Annotated in this window: 13 protein-coding genes; 1 reads left to right on the top strand and 12 read right to left on the bottom strand. The window is 41.0% G+C overall.

All coding sequences use genetic code 11. The annotated features are described in order from the left end of the window. Window positions 1-9: 9 nt before the first annotated feature. The 7 genes from larB to trxB form a co-directional block, all read right to left on the bottom strand. Window positions 10-771 carry a nickel pincer cofactor biosynthesis protein LarB gene (gene larB, locus B5771_RS19800; RefSeq protein WP_047808116.1) on the bottom strand — a complete coding sequence of 254 codons (762 nt, stop codon included), beginning with the start codon at window positions 769-771 and terminating at the stop codon, window positions 10-12. Next, window positions 772-1599: an ATP-dependent sacrificial sulfur transferase LarE gene (gene larE, locus B5771_RS19795; RefSeq protein ID WP_088189084.1), complete on the bottom strand. Its 828-nt coding sequence runs from the start codon at window positions 1597-1599 to the stop codon at window positions 772-774. A 164-nt stretch (window positions 1600-1763) separates the two neighbouring features. Next, a complete protein-coding gene (locus tag B5771_RS19790; RefSeq protein WP_047808118.1) occupies window positions 1764-2045 on the bottom strand; it encodes a 4Fe-4S dicluster domain-containing protein in 282 nt (93 codons plus the stop codon). Then, entirely contained in the window at window positions 2042-3334 is a 1293-nt protein-coding gene (locus B5771_RS19785; protein ID WP_088189083.1) for an FAD-dependent oxidoreductase, read from the bottom strand. Before B5771_RS19785 ends, B5771_RS19790 begins: the two co-directional genes overlap by 4 nt. 12 nt (window positions 3335-3346) lie before the next feature. Further along, window positions 3347-4675 carry an electron transfer flavoprotein subunit alpha gene (locus B5771_RS19780; RefSeq protein WP_088189082.1) on the bottom strand — a complete coding sequence of 443 codons (1329 nt, stop codon included), beginning with the start codon at window positions 4673-4675 and terminating at the stop codon, window positions 3347-3349. Further along, window positions 4675-5508, bottom strand: a complete 834-nt coding sequence (locus B5771_RS19775; protein WP_088189081.1) for an electron transfer flavoprotein subunit beta/FixA family protein — start codon at window positions 5506-5508, stop codon at window positions 4675-4677. Before B5771_RS19775 ends, B5771_RS19780 begins: the two co-directional genes overlap by 1 nt. A 155-nt stretch (window positions 5509-5663) precedes the next feature. Further along, window positions 5664-6575, bottom strand: coding sequence for a thioredoxin-disulfide reductase (trxB, locus tag B5771_RS19770; protein WP_088189080.1), 912 nt, complete (start codon window positions 6573-6575; stop codon window positions 5664-5666). A gap of 215 nt (window positions 6576-6790) precedes the next feature. Between trxB and B5771_RS19765 the strand changes: the two genes are divergently transcribed. Further along, the gene (locus B5771_RS19765; RefSeq protein ID WP_088189079.1) at window positions 6791-9541 is read left to right on the top strand and encodes a UPF0182 family protein; all 2751 of its coding nucleotides are present in this window, start codon (window positions 6791-6793) and stop codon (window positions 9539-9541) included. 181 nt (window positions 9542-9722) lie between these two features. On the opposite strand, the gene B5771_RS19760 is transcribed toward B5771_RS19765, so the two are convergent. The 5 genes from B5771_RS19760 to B5771_RS19735 all read right to left on the bottom strand — a co-directional run bounded on the left by B5771_RS19760 (window position 9723) and on the right by B5771_RS19735 (window position 14572). Beyond that, window positions 9723-11054: a hypothetical protein gene (locus tag B5771_RS19760; RefSeq protein ID WP_088189078.1), complete on the bottom strand. Its 1332-nt coding sequence runs from the start codon at window positions 11052-11054 to the stop codon at window positions 9723-9725. A 30-nt stretch (window positions 11055-11084) separates the two neighbouring features. Then, window positions 11085-12050 carry a phosphodiester glycosidase family protein gene (locus tag B5771_RS19755; protein ID WP_088189077.1) on the bottom strand — a complete coding sequence of 322 codons (966 nt, stop codon included), beginning with the start codon at window positions 12048-12050 and terminating at the stop codon, window positions 11085-11087. A gap of 590 nt (window positions 12051-12640) precedes the next feature. Beyond that, the gene (locus tag B5771_RS19745; RefSeq protein ID WP_047808127.1) at window positions 12641-13057 is read right to left on the bottom strand and encodes an OsmC family protein; all 417 of its coding nucleotides are present in this window, start codon (window positions 13055-13057) and stop codon (window positions 12641-12643) included. A gap of 125 nt (window positions 13058-13182) precedes the next feature. Beyond that, window positions 13183-13761 carry an ANTAR domain-containing protein gene (locus tag B5771_RS19740; RefSeq protein WP_088189075.1) on the bottom strand — a complete coding sequence of 193 codons (579 nt, stop codon included), beginning with the start codon at window positions 13759-13761 and terminating at the stop codon, window positions 13183-13185. A 145-nt stretch (window positions 13762-13906) separates the two neighbouring features. Continuing rightward, complete coding sequence (locus B5771_RS19735) at window positions 13907-14572, bottom strand: hypothetical protein (protein ID WP_242966905.1); 666 nt, start codon at window positions 14570-14572, stop codon at window positions 13907-13909. Window positions 14573-14724 lie beyond the last annotated feature (152 nt).

The following is a 14724-nucleotide window of genomic DNA, read 5'->3' as shown; positions in this document are numbered from 1 at the left end:
AGGCTCCTCTCAATGATTTTTGTTTATTCTGCGAATAATTGTTGACGCTAATGAAGCTGCTCCAAAGCCATTATCAATATTTACAACGCCAACTCCCGAAGCACAGCTATTCAACATGCTGAGTAATGCTGCCAGCCCTTGAAAATGAGCACCATAACCAACACTTGTAGGCACCGCTATCACCGGCTGCTCGACTAAACCGCCGACGACACTCGCTAAAGCGCCTTCCATACCTGCCACAACAATCAAAACTTCTGCGCTATCCATAGTCTCTCGTTGAGCAAGAAGACGATGAAGCCCCGCAACACCAACATCAAAAATTGTTTCAACGTCATGACCCATATAGCGAGCAGTAATCCAAGCTTCCCGAGCAACAGGCAAATCAGCTGTTCCCGCAGTCATAATAAGAATTTTCCCAGGAATTGTCGGCTCCTCCAAGGGCAGCAACAGGAGGCAGCGTGCCAAAGGATCATACTGAGCATCGGGGAAATGATGAAGTATCATATCGGCATGTTCTGGGATAAGCCGAGTTGCCAGGACATTCCGAGATTTAGCGCCTAAATGTTTCAAGATGGATATAATTTGCTCCGGTTGCTTACCTTGGCAAAAAATAACTTCAGATTGTCCTGTCCTTAATGCTCGATGATGATCTAAGCGAGCAAACCCTAAATCCTCAAAGGGCAATTCCTTCAGTTGGCTTAAAGCCTGGTCTGGGGTACAATTTCCTGACTTAACGGCTTCAAGGAGACTTTTGAGTGTTTCTTCATCCATTTAAGCCCCCTCCTTCTGGTTATGATTTAAACTGCCCGAACGAAGTCCTTCTAAATCCAGCGTTACAAATTGAAAACCTAACTTTTTAATAGCCTCGGCAATTTCGGTATAACGTTGAAGAAATGGCGCAAATTCTTGGGTTGGAATCTCAATACGCCCTATGTCTTTATGGGCCCTTACGCGACATTCGTCAAAGCCAAAGCTGAACAGAACAGCCTCAGCCTGCGCAATTCTGGTTAATAATTCAACGGATATGGCATCACCGTAAGGAACTCTTGAAGCAAGACAGGCCATTGATGGCTTGTCCCAAGTCAGCAAATTTCGGCGACGAGATAGAGCCCTGATCTCTTCTTTTGTAAGGCCGACCTCCAGCAATGGGCTTTTTATCTTTAATTCTTTTAGAGCCTTTCTTCCCGGACGATAATCTTGGTCATCAGAAGCATTCGTTCCTTCAATTAAATTAGAATATCCTAATTTTTTGCTTAGCGATAGGAATGTCTCGAATAATTCCTTTTTACAAAAATAACACCGATCTGGTGGATTGTCTCGAAACGGTTGTAACTCCATAATGTCAATATCAATCACTTCGATGGGAAAGTGATATGTTTGAGCTAACAATAGAGCTGAGTTCTGCTCTTCGCTGGAAATCATCGGGCCACGTGCAAAAACTGCTTTACAGTTTTGCCCTAAAGCCTCCTGAGTTACAGCCATGAGATAGGTAGAATCGACGCCGCCCGAAAAGGCTGCAAGGACGCTATTATAGGATTTTATAAGGTTAATAAGCTTGGTTTCTTTGTTTAAAGTTTCTTCGCTGAGTGTTACTTCCATGGTTCTGCTCCCTTCCACTCTATTCTACTGATCGTTTAAATGACTGTCAAAGAAACTTTAAAGAAGCGAAATCCACAAAATAAAAGACATCTTTAGTAAAAATTCCTGGTAAAAAAGAACAGGGGGTAACCTCCCTGCTCTTGAAGCAACTATGTTTGAATTATTTAACCATTCTTCCAGGATACGCCAAAACCGCCTCTCGGATATTTCCAGATTATATTGCCATAAGGGCAGCCAATGAGACATGTCCCGCACTCAAGACATCCTTCATACCCCACAGAAATTCGCTTCTCCTCTTCATCCCAATCATAAACATGAGCAGGGCAAAAGCGGGTACAAGGTTTATCTTGGCATTGGTTCAGGCAAACTTTTGGGTCGCTGATTTTAATATGATTTAATTTATCAGTATTAAATCGCACTAAATAAAGTTTATCATCTAGTTTCATAGTAATGCCCTCCATGCCCCATAGATATCTTTAATAATACCGCCTTTTGATCGTTGATTGAAGAGCATTTGCATTATTTCTTTCTGGCGTTGTTTCTTAGGTGTCCCGTCAGCCGTTAAATACATTTTGGCAGCTTTGGAAAACATTTTGGGATAAATCTTTAAAAGATGAGGGTTATTCTCAAAGAATTGACCCATATGGCGATAATGGTAAAGGTCTTTTAAAACGAAAGAATCACGCAATCGAGCTTCGTAAACCGCCATTGCTTGATCACTGACGTCCCCCGCTTTGATCGCTTGAGCTGCAACTTCGCCGGCGATTTTCCCTGATATCATGGCAAGATTTGACCCTTCACGGTTCAGCGAATTCATAAGCATAGCAGTGTCTCCTACCACCATAACTCCCTGACGATGAAGCCTTGGAACTTGAGTATAACCGCCCTCCGGGATTAGATGAGCGAGGTACTCCTTGGTTTCCCCGCCTTGTAAAAGACGCTTGACATAGGGCTTTGATTTGAGATTTTCCAAAAGGTCATTTGGTGTCCATTGTTCACGAATTACGGAGGCTAAAATTGCTCCAACTCCGATTGAGATGGAATCCTTATTTGTATAGATGAATCCCACACCCATCATACCTGCGGTTGAATCTCCGTAGAGTTCAATTGTAGCCCCTTGTCCTTCATCGAGACAGAATCGATCTTCAATCTTTTCTTTGGGCAGGGAAATTACTTCTTTAACAGTGACAGCTACTGAGGCCGGTTTCAAAGGTTTAGCCAGCCCAGTTTTAACAGCTAGAAAGTTATTTACTCCTTCAGCAATAATGACGACTTTTGCTCCCAAATCCCCCTCGGCTCGACCTGTCCGAACACCTACAACGTTTCCGTTTTGATATAATAGATCTTCGACTAATGTTTCTGTAATAATCATAACGCCGGCTTTTTCAGCTTGCTGAGCAAGCCACCGGTCAAATTTAACCCGTAATATCGAATGGGCGTTATAAGGTTCCTTCGCCCAATCCGGATCGCGATACCCTGCCAGGATCGATTCATCCCCACTTAACATAGCGATCCTCTGTTCTATAATGGGGCGTTCTAAAGGGGCCTCTTTCCAAAACTCCGGTACTACCATATCCGTAGCCTTAGTATAAAGAATACCGCCCATTACATTTTTCGTGCCGGGATAATCCCCGCGTTCAATGACTAATGTTTTCATACCTCCATTAGCAGCACTAATTGCGGCAGATAGGCCAGCAGGACCGCCTCCGACGATAATTACATCAAAGTTTTCCATGGTTGCCCCTCCTTAATTAGCCACGCCATGCTGAAGGCGTTTTTTGAATTCTGCTGTCATTGCAGGCACGATCTGAAATAAATCTCCGACAATTCCGTAGTTTGCAACTTTTAATATGGGAGCTTCGGGATCATTATTGATGGCAATAATAAAATCTGATGTTTCCATTCCTACCAAATGCTGAATTGCACCGGAAATTCCAATGGCTATATATACTTTAGGACGAACAGTAACGCCGGATTGCCCTACTTGTTGATCATGGCTGAGCCAACCCGCTTCCACAGCCCCGCGAGTTCCTGCCAAGGTAGCACCTAAAACTTCTGCCAATTCTTCTGCTAAAACCAAATTTCGCTTAGCAGCAATCCCCAAACCCACAGAAACAATAATTTCTGCCTTATCAAGAAAAGTGCTCTTGGCATCAGCTGGTATAAATTCCAGGACTTTTGTACGAATGTCGCTTTCAGTTAAAGTGAATTCTTCACGAATCAATTCTCCTTCGCGGCCTACAGCTCGCTCAGGCATTTCCATCACTCTCGGACGAACTGTCGCCATTTGCGGGCGTCTTGTGCGGCAAAGAATTGTCGCCATGATATTTCCTCCGAAAGCGGGCCGGGTTTGCTGCAGGAGTTTTGTCTCCGGATCGATTCCTAAGACAGTACAATCAGCAGTTAAACCGGTTTGCATCTTAGTAGCAACAGCCGGGAATACATCTCGTCCCATCGATGTCGCGCCCATCAAAATAATTTCTGGTTGGTATTTTTTTACGAGACTCGTAATTGCTTCAGCATAAGGTTCAGTTCTATAGTCTTTAAGAACTTCATGATCTATAACATAGAGTTTTTCAGCGCCATAGGCAAACGCTTCGGGGATAACATTGTCAACTTGATAACCGGTAATTACACCGCAAAGTTCAGACCCGAGGGAATCTGCGAGTTTTCGGCCCTCACCCAACAACTCCCAGGATACCGGAGCAACTCTCCCATTGTTATATTCAATGATAACCCAAACCCCGCTCCAGACATCTCCCCCAGCAATTGGCGTCACTTGAGAACGAATTGTTTTCTTCTCATTTCCCTGAGCATAATCGCTGACCGATTCAGGCAAAGGCTCCTTTAGATTAAATTTCGAACCGATCTCAGAAGACAGTTCGCCTTTTGAGTCCTGGGGAATAGTAAGGGATAAAGCATTCGTAGGGCAAACTTTAACACAACTCCCCAAGTCCTTGCATTTATTAGGGTCCGGAGTAGCTAAACCATCAACTAAATCAATAGCTTCAAGGGAACATTCCATAACGCAGGCTCCGCAGCCAATACACTTTGTCTTATCAACAGCAACTGTCATTATCGTTTTCCTCCCTTCATAAGGGGATTAACCATGATGACATTTTGTTGGAAAAGTTTTTGAACAACCGAAGCAGCAGTACCCGCCGGATCGTTTAGCCCGTCAATGATCTCTCCGCCAGAACGTCCAGGGGGGGCAAAAATTCGTGAAACACTCGTAGGAGATCCCTTAAGACCCATTTGAGTCAGATCAAACGACAAAGAGTTTACGGTCCATATTTCGGGCTCATAGGCAGCGGCTTTCATCATGTGGGGTAATGTCGCATAGCGTATATCATTTAGTTCTTTTTCGACAGTAATTAAAGCAGGCAGCTGAGCTTGAACAATTTGCCGGCCACTTTCCGTTTTTCGTTCAACAGTTACGCTCGTGTCTGTCAGTTCCCTAATTCTGATGGCATAGGTCAACTGGGGAAAACCGAGGCGTTGGGCGATTCCGGGTCCGGTTTGAGCAGTATCGCCGTCAATTGCTTCTTTACCGGCAAACACCAGATCGACGGGTTCCGTCTCATGAATCTTTTTCAGAGCCGTTGATATGATATAAGCTGTTGCTAAGGAGTCTGAACCACCAAAAGCACGATCACTTAGAAGAATTGCTCGATCAGCACCAAAAGACATTGCTTTTTTCAAAGCTTCTTTCGCTTGAGGGGGACCCATACTGACGATAGTAACTTTCCCGCCAACTTTATCCTTTAAACGAATAGCTTCTTCTAGGCCATGGGCATCGTAGGGATTGATAATTGACGGTACTCCTTCACGCATGAGGGTATTAGTATGGGGATCTATTCGGACTTCTGAGGTATCTGGTACTTGTTTAAGGCAGACGACAAAGTGCACAGCGCATTCCACCCTTATTTTTAATAATTTTTAATTGATTAGAGTTATAAACTCTCGTCCAATTACAGCATATTACAACCCCCATAAATTATCAAGTTTTGACACGTTCTTAATTAGCTATTAGAATCATAAATCATAAATAATTAATATTAACTTTAATGTTCCGCGAGATATTTCTCGACTTCAACGGCAGCAAGAGCTCCGTCCCCGACGGCTGTTGCTACTTGACGTAATGGTGTATCGCGAATATCACCTACTGCATACACGCCTTCAATATTTGTCTGCAGATATTGATTAGTATATATATACCCTCGTTCATTAGTTTTTATCTCACCGTTCAAAAATTGGTCATTGGGATCGGTTCCAACATAAATAAATACTCCATCAGCCTGGATTTCCTTCGTTGTTGAATCAAGGACATGACGTAGGCGTACTCCTGCGACCTGCTCCGAGCCAAGAATCTCCTCAACAACATAATTTAATTCAAAGCGCATTTTGGGGTTGCCTTTTGCCCGGTCAATGATGATTTGTGAAGCCCGAAAACCCTCACGCCGATGAATAAGAATAACTTCTTCCGCAAATTTTGTCAGGTAGACGCCTTCTTCAAGGGCTGCATCTCCCCCGCCCACAACGACAACTTTTTTACCTCGAAAAAAAGCACCATCACATGTTGCACAATAAGACACACCTCTGCCTCTGAATAGGTCTTCCCCCGGAACATTCAACAATCTTGGTTTTGAACCTGCGGCGATAATTACCGACTTTGTTTCAAGAACAGAACTATCTGTATGAATTTTTTTCACCGTTTCTTTGAGGTCGAGAGTTTTGACTTCTTCATAAATAAACTCAACGCCGAAGGACAAGGCTTGCTGATGGAATGAATTCATCAACTCATAACCATTAACCCCCTCCGGAAATCCCGGATAGTTTTCAATTTTCTCTGTTGAAGCCGCTTGCCCGCCAGGCATTGCTAATTCAACGATGGCAGTCTTAAGACCTCCTCGGGAAGCATAAATTCCTGCAGTCAGTCCCGCAGGGCCGGCTCCAACGATTATTACGTCATACATGATTGAACAACTCCTCTTAATGCTCTCTAATATACCCCTTACGGGTATTATATGTTTAAGTATACCATAACAAGACTAAATTTAGAAAGACTCTAATCGCAATTTATAAAAATTTTGGAAGGGATTTTTATTTCTTGGGAAGAATATATGAAATACTGGCTATAGATTTAAAACAATGATAGGTTTTAGCCATAGTATTAAAGGAGGAATCTTTGTTGCGACGTTTCATCAAAATCCTTGTGGGGATTATCTTTATTGCGGTTTTACTAAAGGCTTCAAGCGGCTTATATGAAGATTGGTTATGGTTTAAGGATCTCGGTTATTCACAGCTTTTTTGGACACCTCTCTTAAGCAAGATTATTTTCCAAGCTGTTAACGGAACAATTCTCTTCCTTTTTATAGCTGGGACATTATTCTCCATACGCCATGCCATCATGACATTTGTGAATGAACGCCTGCGTTTGCGTTTGCGTTTGGTACAAGATATGAATCGGCCGGTATTAAGCTTATCCCAACGCAGAGTAACAATTTGGCTTCTTATTATTTCAGCCGTTATAAGTTTCGGAGTAAGTTTTATTGCTGGGTTTACCGGATGGTTAGATGTTTTATCCTTTATCCATGCCACACCTTTTGGACAAACTGATCCTATATTTGGTAAGGATTTAGCATTTTATTTTTTTCAATTACCCTTTTTAAGAACCTTATTCAATGCCTTCTTTGCTCCCTTATTTCTTCTCACCTTATTTACCACGCTATTCTATATTGTAACAAGAGTTCTCAAACTCCATTCCCTCAAATTTTGGCGTAAGGGAACAGTAGAAATTACGTCTGGAGCACGCAGACATCTTGCTTTATTAATATGTATTCTTTTCGCCTTAAAAGGCTTCGGTTATTATCTTGACGTTTTTCAGCTGCTTTATTCTATCCACGGCCATGTTGTTGGTGCAGGCTATACAGATTTAACGGCTACTCTGCCTGCTCTTAAGATCCTAATTGTGATCAGCATAATAGGCTTTATTTTAGCCATTGTTTCCCAAAGAATCAAAGACACTCGCTTATTAACATTCCCGGTCGCTGGGGTCATTGCTGTTGGAATTCTAATTTATGGCATATTTCCGAATCTATTGCAGTCCTTTGTGGTAATTCCCAATGAGTTGACTAAAGAACAGCCTTACATCCAAAATGAAATTGCCATGACTCGATTTGGTTATGGATTAAATCATATTTCTGAGGTTAATTATCCTGGAAATACGCCTATTACTTTGAGCAGTTTAAAGGCCGATCAAGGCACTTTGAACAATATTAGACTAAATGATACCCGCCCCTTGCTGCAAACATTTACCCAAAAGCAAGGTATTCGCCTCTACTATAAATTTAACGATATTGATGTCGATCGCTACACCGTTAATGGTGAGTATCGCCAGGTTATGTTAGGCCCCAGGGAAATATCCACACCGGACTTAGATCCCAAGGCTCAAACCTTCGTTAACTTGCGCTTCAAATATACTCACGGTTACGGTGTTGCCGCTTCTTTTGCCAATGCCGTTGGGCCTGAGGGATTGCCGTCCTTTGCGGTTAGCGATATCCCCCCTGTTACTGATTTCCCTGAACTAAAAATAAAAGAACCTCGCATCTATTACGGTGAACTCACTAATGATTGGGTTGTTGCCGATACTTCAATTAAAGAGTTTGATTATCCTCAGGGAGATACAAATTCCGAAACCTCTTATACCGGAAAAACAGGAATTCCCTTTACCCCGATTAATAAGTTTATGCTTTCTCTCAGCCATGGAACATTACGATTCTATCTAGCCAATGAGGTAACATCAAACAGCAAAATGCTTATTTACCGCAATATTAAAGAACGGGTTCAAAAATTAGCTCCCTTTTTAACTTATGATTCTGATCCCTATATGGTCATCGATAATGGCCGACTTAAGTGGATTATTGATGCTTATACCACCTCGGATGCCTTACCGTATTCGAATAAATACTCCGATCAAGGATTTAACTACATCCGTAACTCTGTAAAAGTCGTCATCGATGCCAACGATGGAACCGTGGATTTTTACGCTATTGATCCTCAAGATCCTATTCTAAAAACATACATGAGCATTTTCCCTGGAGTATTTAAAGATTTTGCCAGTTTTCCGGCATCGTTAAAAAGCCATCTGCGTTATCCTGAAACCTTATTCACAATTCAAAGCAATATGCTTAAAACATTTCATATGACCGATCCCTCTGTCTTCTATAATAAAGAAGATGCTTGGGATATTGCTAAAGAACTTTACCAAGGAAAGCCTCAAAATGTTGCTCCTTATTATACGATTATGACAATTCCAGGAGAAACGAAACCTGAGTTTGTACTTATGCTGCCCTTTACCCCGGCTTCCAGCGAATCCAATTCGCGTTATAACATGGTGGCTTGGATGGCCGCACGAATGGATGGCTCACATTATGGCCAGCTCTTGCTCTTTGATCTCCCCAAAAGTATCGAAATTGACGGACCTATGCAGATTGAATCACGCATCGATCAAGATCCTGATATATCAAAACAGTTGTCCCTTTGGGATCAAAAAGGATCCAGCGTCATCCGTGGAAACCTCTTAGCTCTTCCTATCGGCGGAAACTTCCTCTATGTTGAACCAATTTATCTCCAATCAGATAAAGGCGGAAGCATCCCTGAAATGAAACGAGTTGTGCTCGCTTACGGAGATCAGTTAGTAATGACTGATAATGTCGGTTCGGCGTTAACTCAAATCTTCGGAGATGGAGCACCTCAGCCAACCACTCCTGGGCAACAGACTACTCCTCCGCCGACTGCGCCGTCAGGGACAGAAACTCCAAACAGTCAATCTCAATCCATTTCCTCAATACTTGATCAAATGAACCAGATCCGTGACTTACTTGACAATTTAGAAACTCAACTTAAAGACTTACAAAGTTCATCAAGCCCTAAGCAGTGAGCTGGGCGTCTTACGATCGATAAAACATAGACCTAACGTTATAAAAACATCGTTATAGAATTACTTAAAGAATCATATAAAAAGGAGCGCTCACGGGCGCTCCTTTTTATATGATTACTAAATTATGGACTTCCCAAAGAGAGTTTTCTTCGCCCATGAAAGTCGTTTCAGAGATATTTGTTCACTCTTTAGATTTTAGCGGCTGCAATTCAGCCTGGGTAGAATCTCCGTTCTTGGTAAGCTGGATTAATTCCGCCCCATCAACAGAAACGTAATTTTCATCTCCTTGCAATTTAACTTGCGAGAGATTCCCTTTAGTAATAATATAGGCCGTTTGATTATTATAGACAATAACCTGCCCGTCTGCTCCAATTAGTGTCCGTACAGAATCGTCATAAGGAATGTTCCCTTCCCAAAGAGTATCGAGTGAAGGATTACTTGTAACATGGTTAAGATCATCGGTAGTTTTGATTTTAACAAGTCGATTGTTTTCTATTTCACCGATATAAACACTGCCATCTCTTATACCTAAAATTTGATCAGAATTATTATTAGAAATCACAACACGCTTTGAACCATCCAAGGCAATGACTTCATGCTTAGAACCAACTTTACTGTCAAGGTATAGAGTTCCATATCGATCTGAAGCCGCCATATTATCAATAGTTTCACCTGATTTACTCAATGTTTTAACATTTTTCATAACATCAATTTCCAGAAGCAATTCAGACTGTTCACTTTTTACTGTCAGATACATCAAATTTGTGAAGGTTGAAACGACGCATTCTTCAATCTTTCCACCTGCAGGAAAATTATTAATCGTTTGATTGAATCGATCGTCCGGTGCCGTCGAATCATCATCACTGTCCGGAAGATCGAGTGAATATAACTCCGTTAATTGGGGATTGTTGTAATGTTTCACGACGTACGGCTTAGCGGGCTGCTCTTTTGTTGTTTCTTTTGTTGAGCTATTGGTATTAGTTTTATTATTACTTGTTTTGTCGCCTGACTTATCCGTAGTTTTGGAATTAGCTCTTTCATTGGGATCTTCGGTTTTAGGCTCTGTCGTCGACGGTGTCTGTACCTTTGATGACGAAGTCTTGGACTGAGTTTGAGCAGGATAAACGGTTTCTAATGTATAGGGTTTCGGGTTTGCCTTAGCATAAAAATAGAGCAGCGTATTTCTATCCGGCAGCCACTGATAGCTTAAAACTCCTAATGATTTGCTGTTTCCGGAAGGGGGAGCCTTCTCGAACACAACCTTCTTCTTTTTAAGATTAAAAACTTTGAGAGTTCCATCTTCGGAATAAGCGATATAATCCTTAGCGTAGGAAACCTGAACATCCTGGAGATTTGATCCGGGAATAGTAGCTTTAAGTTGAGTAGTAATAACTTTGGGACTTTGAACTGGAGCAATTACTTGCTGGACTTTATGATTTAAATAAGAATATCCCCCATATTGCACTAATAAGGAAATCAAGGTCCAAACGGCAACAGTACGTAGCTTCTTCATGAAATTTCTCCTTTACACCGGGATTGCTTATTAAGGGGTTACAACAAAAGCTGTCGGGATATACCGTTCACCAAAAATATCCCACAACTTGTTTTGGACTTTCCCATCATAGACGAGTTCAGAAGAAGAACCGCCATCCAAGTTAACAGCATTAACGGCATGATAATCATTAAAAACATTCATGAGATCTCGCAACGTCGCACCAATACTCCAAGTTGGCTGTCGGCCGTCAATTACTACGAAAATTACAGTTCCATCGGCCGTTTGGCCTATCCCTGTCCTAGGCGCTATCCCCCATCCTCCATCGCCTTGAATCACGGACTTGCCGTTGACAATCAGGTTCGGTCCAAAGGAAACAGCTTCTTGAATATGTTTTTCTGCCAATTGACCCGCAGTCATATCTCCAATGACTAATTTACCTTGATCATTGAAGCCTACAATATTTACTTTCTGATTACCGACATTATTATGGACTAATTTGCCATTTTGAACAGTCAGTCCATCAGGAAAAGCTCCATTACCTTTACCATTGGGATCATAAAATCCTCCCGCATTAATTCCGGCAATTGCTCCCATATCATGAACCAAGTCACTGACTCGTTCTCCCGTTGTACCAATTTGCTTTGTCACTGCCAGCTTAATTCGCTTGGGATCTTTAATTAACATTACCTTTCCTTTAAAACTCGGTCCTTTAATATCTTCAATAGTAATTCCTGAGGTTGCATCATTTACAACGCTGCTGCGTGAAATATCTTGACTTGTCAAAACTCCTTTGCCAAAGCCACTGTCCATGATTTTATTTATTTCATCTTGTGACAAAAAGGCTTTAACAAACTGTGGATGACGTGAGGTATAAACAGAACCTACTGCTACAGTCTTAAGGGCCTGAAATGGTCCCCAGAACAAAACAAAGGGCGCAAGAATTACAGCAAGAATAAGATTATAGACTAAAAAGGCTAAAATCTTCTTGATTCTAATTGTTCGCTTTTTCTTCATAAGAATTGTTTTCCCCTTCTCCGTTGATCTAAAATTAAAAGATTTTCTAAAAAACAAAGCCGCATTTTTTTGCGGCCTCGAAACCTTATTTGACCTTTATTACTTCATTTACTCCGCTTTTTCAATTCAGATATCAACTTCCATATAGAATAAAGAATTAATGCTAAATAAAAGTATGCACTGATCTGAATTGAAGACCATTGAGAAGTCCCTTGATAAACCTCTATGAACTGAATGAGTAACCCAGAAGACATACCAACAATGATAATCGTCCACAAATAGATTGTAACACCATATTTTTTGCGCTTTGAAAAATAGTACAAATAAAGCACTACGCAAAGAACAAATATACTTCTTAAAACCATCAATAATATTGACATTCTTCAGCCTCATTCGTCATTAAATTATACCCACAACGCCGACTTAAGTATAACAAATCATATTAATTCAATCAAGGATTGTCTCAAAGATATCTTAGTCATTGTGATAACTCATATCCTCAATCACTGTCTGACTTGCTCCACTGCGTGGCGCACACACAAAAAAAGGAGCCGAATTAAATGGCTCTTAAAAGTTTATCCCTGTATTTCTTACTCAGGATTCACTTCAATCCTGTACGTTAAATCTGCTGCTTTATCAATCATATTGGCAACACTGCAGTACTTTTCCATAGAAAGCTGAACAGCTCGACGAAGCTTATCCTCAGGAAGAGATTTACCCCAAAATTTATAAACAACTTCGATATCTTTAAATACTTTTGGATGATCGCTGGCCCTTTCTCCTTCTACCGTTAGCTCAAATCGCTGCGGCTTAACTTGCATTTTATCAAGGATAGATACGATATCCATTCCGCTGCAGCCTGCTATGGCCATTAAAAGGAGCTCCATCGGATTAGAACCAAGTCCTGAACCGCCGGCAGTAACAGCTGAATCAATATGGGTAATTGTTTTTGAACTTCCTTCACCTTGAAAGTGCGTACCCTTAATATGTTTGACGGTTACTTTCATAAAAAAACTCCTTTCGACTTTTTATAATCCTAAGGCTCTCGTTTTTTTCCCTAAGAGGGTATTATTTCTTCAGCTTTAGCCGAACGAGTTACTCGAAATTTAGAAATTCGAACGAGTTCTGCGATCTATAACGTGGGTGACCAGACACCTTTAATAACTTCCTGGGCAACTTTCCTCAGAGACTTACGCGTTGTCATCGCATGATCACGAAGAGCTTTATAAGCATCTTGTTCGGAAATACCCTGCTGCTGAATGATCGATAACATAGCTTGGAATAATAATTTCCGCGTCTTGAGATCCTCTTCCAAACGCTGTAGTTGCTGATAGTGTTCTGTTTCACGTTGGTAACGATGTTCTGCCATTTGAATACCCGCAACTATTTCTAAAACACGCCAGGGATAAACAGCTACATGATGGGCATCAGCTTCAATGACTTCAGGAAGTACATAATGCTCTTCCTGAGTTAAGACAACCACTATAGGGCATAAATGCTGTAACACAAGATTTTGGAGAACTTCCGATGAACTTAAGCCGCGAAGATTCCATCCCATAATTACAAGATCAGGTTCAAAGCGATGTATAAAACGCAAGGCCTCCATACCGTTATCGGTTGTAGCTAAAAGTTGATAATTAGCTAAGGGCAGCATTGATTTTATTTCTTGATTTAAAGTAGACTTACCTGATACTAATATAGCCCTTTTCATTCGAATTTCACTCATTTCAATTCCGAAAATAATTACCAATAATACCGCGATGTACAAAATATTCAAGACTGTTTAATGGTTCTTCGACATGAATATCTAAATTACCTTCTAATGAAAAAACGCTCGAAGGGAGCGTTTTTTATTTTTATTTAGCTACAGCACCAATATGATCATCGGCAGCACAGAACTCTGGATCTTGCTGGGTTGCAGGCGAATTGTATTTAACGGAATTAATTCTCAGCGGGAATACAAGGACAAATAGGGCAATACCCCCAAAAGCAAAAGCCAAATGCTGTATAGTTAACAACGTAAAAACAAACGGAATCTTGTTAGGAGGAGTCCCTATAGCATAGCTAAAGGGCTGAATTAGTCTTAAATTAGCATTTTGAAGTTCATCCGGAGTTGCGTCGGAAATAGGTTTTTTATCCGCTGGAATCCAGACCGGCTTATCCGTATTTTTAACAGATTGAATAATTTTCTCTCCGACTCTATAAAAGGGATCCGCTGAGGAAAAATAAACAAATCCTTTTGTGGTATAAATTTTATCTAGTTCAACAGGCGTACCCGTAATGCTTGCTTTCGTATTAGTTGTTTCTATACGTAAAATATCACTTTTATTAATATTTACAGGTCCTTGGTCGGTTATCACAGTATACAAATCACCGTCAACTAATTCAATATTGGATACTTTAACATTCAGGAGCCTTATGCCAACCATTGACAGGAAGATCACTAATAAGCTCACTATGATCATAGCTCCCGCCATGCGTTCGCGATCGAACTGTCTTTCTTTATTTAACAACTTTGACACGTCCTTTTCTTATCTTCTAGAAGCACTTCTAGTTTTACCACAAAACTCATTTTACTATAAATTATTTTCTGAAACAAACTTTTTATAAATTCATCCATAAGATCAATCTATGAAAAAAGAAGGCATACTAGCCTTCTTTTTGAAAATCCTAT

The organism is Desulfosporosinus sp. FKA (genome assembly GCF_002196785.1).
Taxonomy (GTDB): Bacteria; Bacillota; Desulfitobacteriia; order Desulfitobacteriales; family Desulfitobacteriaceae; genus Desulfosporosinus; species Desulfosporosinus acididurans.
This window is presented reverse-complemented; position numbering and strand designations above follow the sequence as displayed.

What these genes read in the sequence shown, in the direction of transcription:
- larB (WP_047808116.1), bottom strand. Translation starts at nt 771, where the DNA reads ATGGATGAAGAAACACTCAAAAGTCTCCTTGAAGCCGTTAAGTCAGGA.
- larE (WP_088189084.1), bottom strand. Translation starts at nt 1,599, where the DNA reads ATGGAAGTAACACTCAGCGAAGAAACTTTAAACAAAGAAACCAAGCTT.
- B5771_RS19790 (WP_047808118.1), bottom strand. Translation starts at nt 2,045, where the DNA reads ATGAAACTAGATGATAAACTTTATTTAGTGCGATTTAATACTGATAAA.
- B5771_RS19785 (WP_088189083.1), bottom strand. Translation starts at nt 3,334, where the DNA reads ATGGAAAACTTTGATGTAATTATCGTCGGAGGCGGTCCTGCTGGCCTA.
- B5771_RS19780 (WP_088189082.1), bottom strand. Translation starts at nt 4,675, where the DNA reads ATGACAGTTGCTGTTGATAAGACAAAGTGTATTGGCTGCGGAGCCTGC.
- trxB (WP_088189080.1), bottom strand. Translation starts at nt 6,575, where the DNA reads ATGTATGACGTAATAATCGTTGGAGCCGGCCCTGCGGGACTGACTGCA.
- B5771_RS19760 (WP_088189078.1), bottom strand. Translation starts at nt 11,054, where the DNA reads ATGAAGAAGCTACGTACTGTTGCCGTTTGGACCTTGATTTCCTTATTA.
- B5771_RS19755 (WP_088189077.1), bottom strand. Translation starts at nt 12,050, where the DNA reads ATGAAGAAAAAGCGAACAATTAGAATCAAGAAGATTTTAGCCTTTTTA.
- B5771_RS19745 (WP_047808127.1), bottom strand. Translation starts at nt 13,057, where the DNA reads ATGAAAGTAACCGTCAAACATATTAAGGGTACGCACTTTCAAGGTGAA.
- B5771_RS19740 (WP_088189075.1), bottom strand. Translation starts at nt 13,761, where the DNA reads ATGAAAAGGGCTATATTAGTATCAGGTAAGTCTACTTTAAATCAAGAA.